Origin of the sequence: Micromonospora sp. NPDC051196 (assembly GCF_040682415.1) — a bacterium.
Lineage (GTDB): Bacteria > Actinomycetota > Actinomycetes > Mycobacteriales > Micromonosporaceae > Micromonospora.
The window spans coordinates 4654-18082 of record NZ_JBFBAY010000002.1 but is presented as its reverse complement, the minus strand read 5'-3'; the positions used below and the strand labels follow the sequence as shown (position 1 = coordinate 18082).

Genomic DNA, 13429 nt, shown 5'->3' with positions numbered 1-13429 from the left:
GCCATGGGCGGTACCCGCGAGATCATCGGTACGGCGTATGGGCCTGTTCGCGCGACGGACGACCGACCAGTTGCGCCTCCATCGGGGTGCCGGCGAGCAGCGCCCAGCGCAGGGCACGACGGTTCACCACGGCCACCATGTCGTGCCGGATCCGGGTCAGCCAGTCAGCGGAGTCGCCGAGGCCCAGCGCGGTGCCGGCGATCGTCGCCTCGGTGCGACTCAACGGCTGTAGTACGGCCAGGTCGGACCGGCCGAGCGCGTCCGCGTCGGCCGGAGTCAACTCGTCGCGAACCAGCAGCGTGGTCTGCCATGCGGCGCCCGGACGTGGACCGCCGGTGGGCAGCGGAGCGTCCAGGACCACCAGGATCGGTGACAGTGGCGTGCCAGGCTCGGTCTCCACCGGCCGGCCGGGCGGAATCAGCGGGATCGCCTCGCCCGGCGTGCCGACACCGCGTACGAACGACTGCCAGGCCTGTGGGCGGGTGGTCTGGACGACGACCCGGCTGCCCAGCGCCATCGCCCGCATGGTCACCAGTTGGGCGGCACGTACCCCGCCGACGATCATCACCCGGGTGCTCTCCGGCCGGAACAACCTGATGGTGACCGGGCTGCCGTGCCGGTTGGCGCCCACCATCAGGCCGGCTGAGCCGTACGGCAGCTCCAGCCCTTCCCCGTCACCGACGGCGGCCGGGACAGGCGGGGCCAGCGGCAGGGTGTCGGCGAAGCCGGACAGGTGCGCCCCGTCGAGTCGTTGCATCACGCCACCGGCCGCCGTCACCAGCCCGCGCAGCGCCCTGGCGGCGGCGGACAACTCGGCGGGCGTCGACGCACTGATCCGTACGGTCAGGCCGGCGGTCACCGCCCGGCCCGGCTCGGCGTGCAGCGACACCGTGGTCGCGGTCGCCGGCAGTTCCATCAGGCGCGGTATCAACTGACGCCCGGCGTCCGGCGCGGGCCAACGGCGTAGCCGGAAGGTGGTCTGCAGCAGCCCACCGGACCGCACGGCCTGCCAGGACTCCCGGATGGGACGCCCGTCGTGGTGCGCGAGCTCGGCGAACACGCGCAGTGCCGCCTGCTCGCCCAGCGGTCGTACCGGCAGCGGCCCCAACCGCCGGATGATCCGGCGTACGGCGCTGGCGAGGGTTCGCCGTAACGCCTCCTCCGACCAACCTTCCGCCCGCGTCACGCGTACGGCCAGCACCGCCCGTTCCCAGCTTGCCAGCCGTCCTTCGGTGAGCTGGCGGTACGAGGTGGCCGCCAGACCGCCGGCGCCGATGGCCGGCGCCGCCGCCGAGGACAGTACGAGCTGGATGCGTACCGGCGGAGCCTGACCGGGGTCGGTCGGTAGCAGCGAAGCGGGTGACGGCAGATGCTGCCCGCCGTCACCGAGCAGGTCGACCCGGTCACCGAGCTCCAGCAGCGCCACCACACCACCCGGATCGTCCAACAGCACGGCCGACGACCCGGCGAGATCGACCGGGTGGCGCACGGTGTCCGGGGCCACCAGGTCGAGCAGTGCCGCTGGTCCGCCGTCCGGCGTGACCGCCCGTCTCCTGATCAGGTAGCCCAGACCGATGCCCAGCCACTCGTACAGCCACCGCTGGCGGACCCGACACCAGGCGAGGATCAGTAACGCCCCCGCCGGCAGGGCGGCGGCCAGCACAGCGGGCGTGCCGCGGCCCAAGGCTGCGAGAAGTGCCGCCAGCGCCACCTGGGCGGCGACGATCTGTCCGGCTCGCGGCCGGTGATCGCGCCAGCGGTCGCCACGCCCGGTGGCTGAGGCCGCAGGCTGGATGCGTTGCTCGGGCGCGGACGATTCGCTGGCTGGCAGTGGCGCCAGCGCCGTCGGGACGCCCGTCATCGCCACCGCCCTCCTCGGCCGGTCACCCGCTGCGACCCGACCGCCGCCCATCGTAGTGAGCTGGGTGGATCCGCGTTGTCCACAGGGGAGCGGGGCGGGGTAGCACAACAGCGACAGTGCCGCTACGGTCAGCGACGAGACTTCATTGGTCCGATCCCACGGCACGCAGCCCGTCAGAGCCCGTGGGTGTGCGTCACGTTCGCAGGGCCAGCCACGACCGAGCAGACAAGGAGACGTCGGGGTGTCCCAGACCCAGGCACAGGCCGCGGTGATGCAGCAGACCGCGGCGAAGTTCGAGCAGGCGGACCAATCGTTGCAGTCGATGCTCAGCGGACTGCTGACTCAGCTGGAGGTTCTCCAGCAGGCCTGGCGCGGGGCCGGTGGCCGGTCGTTCGAGCAGGTGAAACAGCAGTGGGCGCAGGACCAGGCGAGCCTGCAGCGGGCGCTGCGCGAGACCGCAGGAGCGATCCGCACCGCTGGTGTGCACTACGACGCGTCGGACGCCGAGGCGGCCAGCCGGGTGTCCGCCACCAACCGCGGCGGCATCCAACTGCCGCTCTAGACCACGATTCAGGGGGATTCGATGGAGCACGGTGTGCTGGTCGTCAATTTCGCCGCGCTGCAACAGGCCAGCGCGGACATCCAGCGGGCGTTGAACACGCTCGACTCGCAGCTGGGGCAACTGGAACGGGATGCCGCCCCGCTGGTGGCCAGTTGGTCCGGTGAGGCCCAGCAGGCGTACGAGCAGCGGCAGGCCCGGTGGCGCAACGCCTCCCAGGATCTCCAGGCGATGCTGCGGGACATCAAGCTGGCGGTGGACGAGTCCGCGACCGACTACCTCGACACCGAGAAGAAGAACGTCGGCCTGTTCCGGTGACCGGCGGGGCGACGCCGCCGCACTTGAGGTGGCGTCGCCCTCGCCGTTGCGTCGCCCGTCAGCCCGGGTCGGCGGGACGCCAGCGCCGCCGGGCGCCCCGGGGCACGATCAGCGCTGCCAGCACGACGCCGACCACCACCAGCCCACCGGCGGTGGCCAGCAGGAGGGCCCGATCCCGCGCGTCGGCCCGCCGGTTCTGCTGGGCGACCAGCGCTGGATCAGGTCGGTCGTCGGCCAGGGTGACGACCGGGGCAGGGCGTACGACCGGGCCACCGGCGGTTTCGGTGACGGCCCGATACGGGTTCAGCACCCCGGCGCCGTACCCGTTGCCGGGTGCCGGGTCGGCGGTGGCCAGAAGCCGCCCGACCACCTCCTCGGCGCTCAGTTCGGGGCGGTATTCGCGCAGCAGGGCCGCCGTGGCGGCCACGAACGGCGCGGCGTAGCTGGTCCCTTCGGCCCGATGGTGGCCCTGCCCGGGAGCGGCCATCAGCACGTCCGCTCCGGGCGCCACCAGATCCACATAGGATCCGACCTGGGAGAAATCGGCCCGGAGACCGTCCGCGCCGATCGCGCCGACCCCGAGCACCCCCTCGTACGCCGCCGGGTACGGGCGCGGATCACCGCTGCCGTGCAGGTTGCCGACGGCGGCGACCACGATCACGTCCCGGGCGAGTGCATAGCCCACGGCACCGCGTACCGCCGCATGGTCGGCGTACAGGACGACGGAAAGGTTCACCACGTCGGCGTGATTGTCCACCGCCCAGCGGATCGCTCGGGCAAAGTCGTCCGGGGCGACCGTGCGACCCGTGCCGCGACCGTCCACGACCTGCTGTTCGCTGACCCGTACCGGCAGGATCCTGGCCTTCGGCGCCAGTCCGCGCAGGGCGATCCCGTCCCGGGGTGCGGCGGCGATGATGCTCGCCACCCCGGTCCCGTGACCGACGCAGTCCCGCGTCCCGTCGCCACCGGGATCGAGCAGGTCGGTGCCGGTGAGCACGCGACCGGCGAGCTGAGGGTGCAGCCGGTCCACCCCTGAGTCGACCACCGCCACGGTCACCCCGGATCCGGTCGCCAACGCGTGCAGCCGCTCGGGCGCGTACCGCTGCTGAGGCCAGGGAACCGCGGACACCGGCCGGGCCGGCGCCGGCGGCGTCGCGCAACCCGGCGCCTTGGCGGCCGCGAGCGGTCCGGCCGACGCGAGCGCCACCGTGGCCGCCGGAACAGCCGGCACCGTGCGGGGTGCGGCGCTCACGGGAACGGCCAGCAAGACGGCGGCCAGAGTCGCGAGAAAGGGACGCGGAGCGTACCGGGACATCGACCGCCTCCGTATCGTGTCGACACCGGAACGGGATGTTAGCGCCTTGGGCGAAACAGGGCCGGATCCCTCCAGCCTTGTAATTGTGATCTTGGAGTGACCTTGTAGGTTGTAACCGACACCTATGGCCTGTGCCCGGGAGGAGGGGGTGGCCGTGACCGACTGGGAGCCGGCCACCGAGGCGGAAGCAGCGTTGCGAGACGCGCTGCGTAGCAGTGACCAGCAGCTCTACTTCCGCATCCTGTCCAACATCGAGCTGCTTCTGCCGATCTCCATGCCGACGGTCGCCGGGGCGGGGCCGGCGGGTTGGGGCACCTGGACCACCGGTGGCCGTACCCATGTGCTGGCGTTCACCTCCGTCGAGGCGATGCGGGCCTGTCTGGGTGAGCACGGCGGCTCCGCCCGCCGTACCGGCTACGCCGAGTTGGCCACCGGCTGGCCGAACCACGAGTGGTGGCTGGCCGTGAATCCCGGGTTGCCCATCGAGGGCTACCTGCCCGCCTGGTACGTCGCGCAACTGTCCCGGGGGGATGTCCGGCTACCTGGCCGAACGGTGGGTGCCCGAGCCAGACTGGAGCGGGTCGAGGCGCTCAGCCGTCTTCGTGATCTCGGCCCGGCTGCGGCCACGCCGCCCGCAGCCAGGATGCCCGCGCCGCCCCCCACGGCCCAGCCCCGCCCGGAGCGGCCCTCGTCGGTCCCCGCGGCTTTCCACCTTCCTGAGGTCCCCGTGGCCGCATCGGGCACGGGAACCGGGGTCCCCGGCCAACCGCCCGGCGGCCGGGCAGCGGGCCATCCGGAAACAAGTCAATTCACTCCGACGGCCGCAGAACAGCGACCCGGCCTGGGCGGCGTCCGGCCGCGCTCGCGCAGCGGCGAGCGATCCGGTTTCTTCGGGGGTGAGCGGTCGGGTCTGGGCGGTGGCGCGCCGTCAGGTTCAGTCGGGAGTGAGCGGTCGGACGCCCAGGGCGACCTGGCGCCACGCCAGCCCATGCCGGCGCGCGGGGAGGCATCCGCCCGTTCGGGCCACAGTTGGCCGGTCACTGCTGCCGGGGCGCCGACCAACGGCCAGCCCGCCGACCCGGGCGCCGACCAGACGACCCGGCGGTCCTTCTTCGAACCGGCGTCCGGCCGGGCGGCACACCGAGGCGAGCGACTGGGCGAGCGGGCCACCCCGCCGTCCCGATTGGCCCGGGGCGGGCAGCCGTTTCCACGCCGTGGGGCGGCCGCCGAGTCGGCCGCCGACGGCAACTCCCGAGCCTTCGACTTCACCCACGACTCCCAGACCGGCGCGAACCGGCCGGAGGTGAGCGGCGAGGCGACCCAGCCGCTGCGTCCGCCCGTCGGGTCGTCGCAGGATCCGACCCAGCCCTTGCGGGCCACCACGCCGACCGGGCTGACCGGTTCGGCGCAGAGTGATCCGGCAGGCGCGGATGTCACCCAGGCGTTGCCGCGCCGCCAGTCGACGGAGCCTGGCGAGGACGTGCCCACGTCGGCGGCGGAGCCGGTCTCCAGCCCGCCCGCGCCGCGGCGCGGGTTCACGCCGATCGTCATCGAGGGCACCATCATCGAGGCACGGGATCTGACTGCGGCGTCGCCCGCCCAGCAGCACCCGGAGCCCGAGACGCGACAGCACCCTGCGCCCGAAGCCGGGCCACCAACGCCGGAGCCGACCCTCTCGGCAACCGGATCCACGGCGGAAGCTCCCCCCACCGAGGCGGAGCCGACGGCGCCGATTTCGTTGTCGGATGCGGAGCCGACGGCGCCGATTTCTCCGTCGGGTGCGGAGCCGACGGCGCCGATTTCTCCGTCGGGTGCGGAGCCGACGGTGGCGATTTCTCCGTCGGGTGCGGAGCCGACGGCGGCGATTTCTCCGTCGGGTGCGGAGCCGACGGCGCCGATTTCCTTGCCGGATGTGGAGCCGACGGTGGCGATCTCCCCGGCGGAGGCGGAGCCGACGACGACGATCTTCCCGGTCGAGGCGGAGCCGACCGTGTCGGTTCCGGCGGTGGCGGATGAGGTGACGGCTCCGGTGCGCATGCCGGCGCCGGAGTCGGCGACCCACTCCGAGGCGGTGAGCCACGAACCGGTGGACCCGCCGACAACCGAGCCCTCGCTGTCCGCACCGGCGCCAGCCGGGTTCGAGCCGGCCAACGAGGTGGAGGAGGACCTGCTCGCCGCTGCCGGCGCCGCGAACACCGATACGTTCCTGTCCACGCTGCTGCTGGCGTGGGTGCTCATGCCGGTAGCCGCCGACTCCGTCCCGGGCAGCCGACCCGGCGACCCGGGGTACGTCTGGCCCACGGTGCAACTGGACGGACAGACGTTCGTGGTGGTCTACACGTCGCCGCAGCGGCTCGCCGACCATGCCGACCCGGCGGCCGAGACGATGAAGGTCCGCTTCGTCCAGTTGATTCGCTCCTGGCCTGACCTGTCGTGGTCGTTCGCGGTCAACCCGGGCACCCCGGTCGGCGCAAAGTTGCCCGGCGAACAGATCGTCGGGCTGGCCAACTGGGCGGCCGAACTTGGGCTCGGTGACGAGCGCGAGCCGGAGCCGAGTGTCGACAAGCCGGCGTCGACCCGCAGCCCGCAGAAGCCGACCTCTGCGGCCGACCCGACCCGACCGATCGTGATGCAGAAGGCGATCGCTCCCAGTCAACTGGGCTACTACCTGGAACGCGGCTACGACCGCGTCTCCGGCTTCGTGCACCGGGCCACCGAGCTGGCCCACCTCACCACGCCCGCCCAGCTGTACCGCGCGCTGGGCCTCAACCATCCGGAGTCGTCGTTCGCCCCGGACGCCGAGGAGATTTACGTGCTGCGGTGGCCGGCGTACCGGCCGAGCCTCTACCGCATCCCCTACGGCGGGCAGAACGAAACGGCGATGCGGGCCATGGAGGGCTGGGTCATCGAACGCCCACCGTTCCGTGGCAACGGTTTCGCACCCGGAGAGAGCAGCGAGGTGCTCGCCGAGTTCAAGGTGGACAGCGTCAGGCTGCCGCACGGCGCGCAACTGCTACGCCTCGGTGCAGATGGCACACAGCGGCTGATCGCCGTCCTCGACGCCGACACGCTCGCCTGGCGTGAGGTCGGTGAGCAGTGATCCGCGACGGTTATGTGGCCCGTTGGCGGGGTCGGGAGTACCAGGCCAGCCCGGACGGTGGCGACGTCCGGCTGTACCAGGCGGAGCCGGGCGACGGCTTCGTCGAGGTACGGCCCGGTCGGCACGTCCGGGTGGTGCCCGCCACCGAGGTCGAAGAACTGGCTTACGTGCGTACGACGTGCACCTGGAAGGGGCAACCGTTCATCGTGCTCGGCGAGCACGAGGGTTGGCTGCGGGTCGAGTACACGGGTGGGCGCTGGCCGGTGGCCCAGTCGATGCGGCTGGAAGCCTTCGACTTCGGTGTCTACCAGGGATGGGCACCCGTCGGAGAGGTCACCGACCTGCGTGAGCAGCGGGTCTGATCACGACTTGGCCCAGCGCAGGATCTCGCCCAGCACCAACTCCGAGGCCTCCAGGTGCGGGAAGTGACCGACCTGATCCAGCAGCCGCCACTCGTACGGCCCGCTGACGTAACGGCCTGAACCTTGGGCGGTACGCGGTAGCGAGGCCACGTCCAGCGCGCCGTGTAGTTGCAGGGTCGGTGCGACCAGCGGTCGTTGCATCAACTTGACGAACCGGTAGCCGTGCAGCCGCAGCACCGACCGGAACGCCCAGCGGTAGCCCTCAAGCGCGCAGAATGCCGCCTGCGGGATCCGCATGGCCTCCCGGTAGTGCCGCGCGTACTCGGCGAAGTCCGGGCCGGCGACCCAGCGTGGGCCGCCCCAGCGGCGCAGGATCTCCTCCACCGCCCGCCCTTCGTCCCGGGTGAGGACGTGTTCGTAGCGAGGCAGTTGGAACTTCAGCGTGGGCGTGGACGCGGCGAACTGCCCCCGCGGATCGGCGAAGATGGCCGCCCGGAGCCGCAACGGGTGCGGTGCACCGAGCACCACCAGCCGGCGTACCAGCGCAGGATGGAACGACGCCACGGTCCAGGCCACCATGCCGCCGGCCCCGGTGCCGACCACGGTCGCCGAGCGTTCACCCAGCGCCCTGATCATCCCGGCGACGTCGGCGGCGAGGGTGTAGCCGTCGTACCCCCGGGGTGGTTTGTCGCTGGCGCCGTAGCCGCGCAGGTCGACGGCGACCGCGCGGAAGCCGGCGTCGGCGATCATGGGGAGCATCTGGTGCCAGGCCCACCAGTGCTCGGGGAAGCCGTGCAGGAAGAGCACCATCGGCCCGGTGCCCGCCTCGACGACGTGGAACCGGCTGCCGTTCGCGCCGACGAACCGGTGCGTCCACGGCCCTTCGGTGAGGACGCAGGACTCGTCGATGGCGCCGCCACGCTGCTCGGTCATGACGACAGCCTATGACCCCGGCGCCGGTCGGCCGGCCGCACGGCGGGGTGGTGTGGTGGGACGGGGTACAGGCGATGCCCCGGGCAGGTCAGCCTGCCCGGGGCATCTTTGCTGGCGCGTCAGCGACTCAGGAGAAACGGACCTTGGTGTTGAGGCCCTTCTGCTCCAGAACCTTGATCTTCGTGCCGGTGGCCGGGAGCTTCACGCCGTGGTTCGGCAGCTCAGGGAACCAGTACTGCTTGGTGTCGTCGAACAGCGGCTGCGCCGCCTGACCGCGGATGTAATGCGGCTGGCTGTTGAGGTGCAGCGTGAACGAGTCGGCCTTCTTCAGGCTGAACGGCGCGTCGTAGACCTGGATCCGGGCCCGCCACGGCTGGCCGGTCAGGTTGTAGATCGGCCGTGGCCGGGAGTCGATGATCAGGTTCCGGCCCTCGCCCGGGTGCGCGAACGTGTCGTTGTCCGCCCACCGGGTGTTCCAGTACGAGATCAGCAGACCCTCCTGGTACGCGTAGTGGTCCACGTAGTCCGGCTTGGTGTTGGCGTACCCGAAGAAGTACGGACCGGTCTTGAGGTACTTGTCGTACGAGATGTACTGCCGCGTGCCCGCGATGTAGTAGTTCGCGAACTTGCGGGTGTAGCTCTCCTCGACCACCTCGAAGCCACCGGCCAGCGTCCAACCGGCCCCGCCGTCCTCGGCCCCGTCGGTGAAGACGGTCGCACCGTCGGCGGTCAGCGTGACCGCGTCGCCGAAGAAACCACCCTCGGAGACCGCGCCGTCGGTCTGGTACCGCAGCCGGAAGCCGACCTGGTTGCCGGCGACCGCGTCCAGCGGGATCGTGACGTCCACCCACTCGTCGTCGGAGCTGCCGTCCAGCGCGAAGCGGCCGGGGGAGATCTCCTTGAGCGGCTGGCCGTCGGCCGTGCCGGGCTGCGGCGTCCACGTCTGTCCGCCGTCGACCGAGGTCTCGAAGAACAGGTAGTCGTACTCCGCCTCGATGCTGTAGCGGCCCTTCATGGACAGCGTCGCCGACGACTTCCCGGTCAGGTCGAACGTCCGGGTCATGGTGCTGTTCAGGTCGTCCGCGTTGCCCGAGAAGAACTGCTTGCTGCCCTCGAACGGCGCACCGTTGTCGAAGGTGTACTCCCGCTCGGGCAGCACAACCACGGCGGCCTGGGCCTCCTTGGTGTTGTACTCCTGCGGACCGAGCACCAGGGTGCGCTTCTGGCCGGCGACGATCACCTCGTAGTCGAGCCAGCCGAGCTGGAGCTTGTTCCAGGCACCCAGGTCACCGCCGCGCTCACCGATGCCACCGTCGTTCTTGGCACCCAGGCGGCTCTGGGCCATCAGCGTCCAGTGCTCGTTGTTGTTGTCGCCACCGCTGAGGACGTTGTAGTCGTCCGGCAGACCCAGGTCGTGGGCGTACTCGTGGTAGAAGACGCTGCGACCGCCGTTCTCCGGCTGGATGGTGTAGTCACCGATCCAGATGCCGGTGTCACCGATCTGGGTGCCGCCGGCCGGGAAGTTCGGCGGACCGGTGCGCCCCTGGTCAGAGGCGTACGCGTACCAGCGGTGGCTCCAGATCGCGTCCTCGCCGTAGATCGGGTCACCGTCGGCCATGTCGCCGCCGGCGTGCACGATCTGGAAGTGGTCGATGTAGCCGTCGGGCTCGTTGAAGTCGCCGTCACCGTCGTGGTCGTAGCGGTCCCACTGGTCCATCGCCCGAACGTCGGCGGCGATCTGCGCGTCGGTGCGGCCGGCGGCCTTCTGATCGACCACCCACTGGTTGGCGGCGTCGCGCACCAAAGCCCAGACGTTGGAGCAGACGATCGAGTCACACGGGTAGCCGTTGGAGCGGCCGTACCGGGCCTGGTTGTAATTGACCTTGACCCAGTTGCTGACCACGCCGTCGACGCTGTAGCGACCCGAGGACTGCGCCTCGTAGTACTGCTTCACGGACTCGTCGCCCGGCGCGGTGCCGAAGTAGAGCTTCCTGAAGTGATCGGCGTCGTAGTCCGGCTGCCACACGGTGGAGTTGTCGACCCGCCGGTCCGGCTGCGGGATCTCGTTGTGCAGCGGCCCGTCGAACCGGATGGGGCCCGGAACGGCGGGGTCGGTGTCCTGGTCGGGGTAGTTCGGGTGCCGCTCGTTGCCGAACTCGGCCAGGATGACGAAGATCTGGTCGGTCTTCTCCCGGGAGAGCTCGACGTACTGCTTCTCGGTCGGGCCCTTGCCGCCCTTGGGGGTCTTGGCGTTACGGCCCGCCTTGCCACCACGGACGGCCCGGTCGCCGACCTTGGCCACCGTGCTGCCGTTGATCCGCTCCGTTTTGACACGGCCCGAGAGCACCTCGCTCAGGCCTTCCTGACGCAGTGCGCGGCGCTTCTCTTCCAGCGGGTTCGGCAGGTCATGTTCGGCGTGGGCGGGCTCGGCGATCGACGGCGCGGCCGTCGGCGGCTCCGCGATCGGCGCGGCGGCGGCCGATGCTCCGACCGTCAGCCCTGTCGCCGTCATCGAAAGCCCGAGCAGACCCACTGCGACTTTCCGCACGTGGTACCTCCGGATTGAGGGAACCGGCCCATAGGGGGTTGCAAGCCGGTGAGGTCGGCCCCTACAGATGGGGCCACTGGTGAACTTAGGCACTAGTGGGGCCACAGGGAAGGGGTAACCGTCGATTTTATGGCAGTGAATTGCCGACAGGTCTTTTCACTGTCACAACCCGTGCCGGCGGCCACCCGCATCCCCGCAGGTCCGGAGAAACGACGACGGGTGGCGGTCCGCACCGGACCGCCACCCGTCGAGAGGTACGCCTGTCTGTCAGTCCTCGTCGGACTTGCCGCCGCCCATGCCGGAGGCGATCAACTCCATCACCGAGGAGTCCTGCAACGTCGTCACGTCACCCAGCGACCGGTTCTCCGCGACGTCCCGCAGCAGCCGCCGCATGATCTTGCCCGATCGGGTCTTCGGTAGCTCGGGCACGAGCATGATCTGCCGGGGCTTGGCGATCGGGCCCAGGGTCTTCGCCACGTGGTTACGCAGGTCGGCGATGAGCTGCTCACCCGCCTCGCCGGAGACGTCGGCGGTGCCGCGCGGAATGGCGAAGGCGACGATCGCCTGGCCGGTGGTCGGATCGGTGGCACCCACCACCGCCGCCTCGGCCACCGAGGGGTGCGAGACCAGCGCCGACTCCACCTCCGTGGTGGAGATGTTGTGGCCCGACACCAGCATCACGTCGTCGACCCGGCCGAGCAGCCAGATGTGCCCGTCGTCGTCCTTCTTCGCCCCGTCACCGGCAAAGTAGATCCACTCGTCGCCGCCGGTGCCGCTCGCGCCCGCACCGAACCGGGACCAGTACGTCTCGATGAACCGGTTGTCGTCACCCCAGATGGTGCGCAGCATCGACGGCCACGGCTCACGCAGCACCAGGTAACCGCCACCACCGTTGGGCACCGACTGGCCCTGGTCGTCGACCACGTCCGCGCTGATGCCGGGCAGCGGGGTCATCGCCGAACCCGGCTTGGCGGCGGTCACCCCCGGCAGTGGCGAGATCATGATGCTGCCGGTCTCGGTCTGCCACCAGGTGTCCACGATGGGCAGCTCGCCCCGCCCGACGTGCTGCCTGTACCACATCCACGCCTCGGGGTTGATCGGCTCACCGACGCTGCCGAGCAGCCGGAGCGTGGAGAGGCTGTACTCGGCGGGGATGTCGTCACCCCACTTCATCATCGTGCGGATCAGCGTCGGCGCGGTGTAGAGGATGGTCACCCCGTACCGGTCGACGATCTCCCAGAACCGACCCTTGTGCGGGGTGTCCGGGGTGCCCTCGTACATCACCTGGGTCGCGCCGTTGGAGAGCGGGCCGTACACGATGTAGGAGTGGCCGGTCACCCAACCGATGTCCGCGGTGCACCAGTAGACGTCGGTCTCCGGCTTCAGGTCGAAAACCGCATGCGAGGTGTACGACGTCTGGGTCAGGTAGCCGCCGGTGGTGTGCAGGATGCCCTTCGGGCGGGCCGTGGTGCCGCTGGTGTAGAGGATGAACAGCGGATGCTCGGCGTCGAACGCCTCGGCGGTGTGCTCGGTCGACGCCTGCTCGACCGTCTCGTGCCACCAGTGGTCCCGCTGCGACCAACCGACCGACTCGCCGGTACGCCGGACGACCAGCACGTGTTCCACCGACGGGCAGTTCGCCACCGCCTCGTCGACGGTCGGCTTGAGCGCGGACGGCTTGCCCCGCCGGTAGCCGCCGTCGGCGGTGATCACGACCTTGGCGGAGGCGTCCTGGATCCGGTTGGTCAGCGACTCGGCGGAGAATCCGCCGAACACCACGCTGTGCGTGGCGCCGATCCGGGCGCAGGCGAGCATCGCGACCGCCGCCTCCGGGATCATCGGCAGATAGATAGCCACCCGGTCACCGGCGACCACCCCGAGGTCGGTCAGCGCGTTGGCCGCCTGGCAGGTCATCCGGTGCAGATCGGCGTAGGTGATGGTGCGGGTGTCGCCCGGCTCGCCCTCCCAGTGGATGGCCACCTTGTCGCCCCGGCCAGCCTCGACATGCCGGTCGAGGCAGTTGTAAGCCACGTTCAGCTGCCCGCCGACGAACCACTTGGCGAACGGCGGATTCGACCAGTCCACCACCTGATCCCACTGCCTCGCCCAGCTCAGCCGCCCGGCCTGGCGCTCCCAGAAGGCCAGCCGGTCGGCCTCGGCCTCGGCGTACGCGTCGGCGGTGACGTTGGCGTCAGCGGCGAGTTCAGCCGGCGGCGGGAACTGGCGCGTCTCGTTCAGCAGATTGGCCAACGCCTCACTCATGCCAGCACTCCGCTTCGCTCCGCGCCGTCATGAGGCACAAGCGCGCCGTATCGATGATTCGCTCGCTGCCGCCCGCTCATGCCAGCACTCCGCTTCGCTCCGCGCCGTCATGAGGCACAAGCGCGCCGTATCGATGATTCGCTCGCTGCCGCCCGCTCATGCCAGCACTCC

9 protein-coding genes are annotated in these 13429 nt (G+C 70.7%); 4 read left to right on the top strand and 5 right to left on the bottom strand.

Annotated elements, in window-relative coordinates:
* Positions 1 to 22 precede the first annotated feature (22 nt).
* Positions 23 to 1861 (bottom strand): type VII secretion protein EccE, encoded by a 1839-nt coding sequence (eccE, locus tag AB0M35_RS05825; protein ID WP_363742036.1) that lies wholly within the window; start codon positions 1859 to 1861, stop codon positions 23 to 25.
* A gap of 241 nt (positions 1862 to 2102) precedes the next feature.
* Here eccE and AB0M35_RS05820 point away from each other — a divergent pair, with 241 nt between their 5' ends.
* The gene (locus tag AB0M35_RS05820; RefSeq protein WP_363742034.1) at positions 2103 to 2423 is read left to right on the top strand and encodes a WXG100 family type VII secretion target; all 321 of its coding nucleotides are present in this window, start codon (positions 2103 to 2105) and stop codon (positions 2421 to 2423) included.
* A gap of 21 nt (positions 2424 to 2444) precedes the next feature.
* Positions 2445 to 2738: a WXG100 family type VII secretion target gene (locus AB0M35_RS05815; protein WP_013731043.1), complete on the top strand. Its 294-nt coding sequence runs from the start codon at positions 2445 to 2447 to the stop codon at positions 2736 to 2738.
* A gap of 58 nt (positions 2739 to 2796) precedes the next feature.
* On the opposite strand, the gene mycP is transcribed toward AB0M35_RS05815, so the two are convergent.
* Entirely contained in the window at positions 2797 to 4053 is a 1257-nt protein-coding gene (gene mycP / locus AB0M35_RS05810; RefSeq protein ID WP_363742032.1) for a type VII secretion-associated serine protease mycosin, read from the bottom strand.
* Positions 4054 to 4207: 154 nt separating this feature from the next.
* Between mycP and AB0M35_RS05805 the strand changes: the two genes are divergently transcribed.
* Together AB0M35_RS05805 and AB0M35_RS05800 are read left to right on the top strand one after the other, a co-directional pair.
* Positions 4208 to 7153 carry an SseB family protein gene (locus tag AB0M35_RS05805; protein ID WP_363742030.1) on the top strand — a complete coding sequence of 982 codons (2946 nt, stop codon included), beginning with the start codon at positions 4208 to 4210 and terminating at the stop codon, positions 7151 to 7153.
* Positions 7150 to 7515, top strand: a complete 366-nt coding sequence (locus tag AB0M35_RS05800) for a hypothetical protein (RefSeq protein ID WP_363742028.1) — start codon at positions 7150 to 7152, stop codon at positions 7513 to 7515. Before AB0M35_RS05805 ends, AB0M35_RS05800 begins: the two co-directional genes overlap by 4 nt.
* Here the strand turns inward: AB0M35_RS05800 and AB0M35_RS05795 are convergent, their stop codons facing one another.
* The 3 genes from AB0M35_RS05795 to acs form a co-directional block, all read right to left on the bottom strand.
* On the bottom strand, positions 7516 to 8448 hold the full coding sequence (locus AB0M35_RS05795; RefSeq protein WP_363742026.1) for an alpha/beta hydrolase: 933 nt from the start codon (positions 8446 to 8448) through the stop codon (positions 7516 to 7518).
* Positions 8449 to 8575: 127 nt separating this feature from the next.
* Positions 8576 to 10981: an immune inhibitor A domain-containing protein gene (locus tag AB0M35_RS05790; RefSeq protein ID WP_363742991.1), complete on the bottom strand. Its 2406-nt coding sequence runs from the start codon at positions 10979 to 10981 to the stop codon at positions 8576 to 8578.
* A gap of 282 nt (positions 10982 to 11263) precedes the next feature.
* Entirely contained in the window at positions 11264 to 13258 is a 1995-nt protein-coding gene (acs, locus tag AB0M35_RS05785) for an acetate--CoA ligase (RefSeq protein WP_363742024.1), read from the bottom strand.
* Positions 13259 to 13429 lie beyond the last annotated feature (171 nt).

What these genes read in the sequence shown, in the direction of transcription:
- eccE (WP_363742036.1), bottom strand. Translation starts at nt 1,861, where the DNA reads ATGACGGGCGTCCCGACGGCGCTGGCGCCACTGCCAGCCAGCGAATCG.
- AB0M35_RS05815 (WP_013731043.1), top strand. Translation starts at nt 2,445, where the DNA reads ATGGAGCACGGTGTGCTGGTCGTCAATTTCGCCGCGCTGCAACAGGCC.
- mycP (WP_363742032.1), bottom strand. Translation starts at nt 4,053, where the DNA reads ATGTCCCGGTACGCTCCGCGTCCCTTTCTCGCGACTCTGGCCGCCGTC.
- AB0M35_RS05795 (WP_363742026.1), bottom strand. Translation starts at nt 8,448, where the DNA reads ATGACCGAGCAGCGTGGCGGCGCCATCGACGAGTCCTGCGTCCTCACC.
- acs (WP_363742024.1), bottom strand. Translation starts at nt 13,258, where the DNA reads ATGAGTGAGGCGTTGGCCAATCTGCTGAACGAGACGCGCCAGTTCCCG.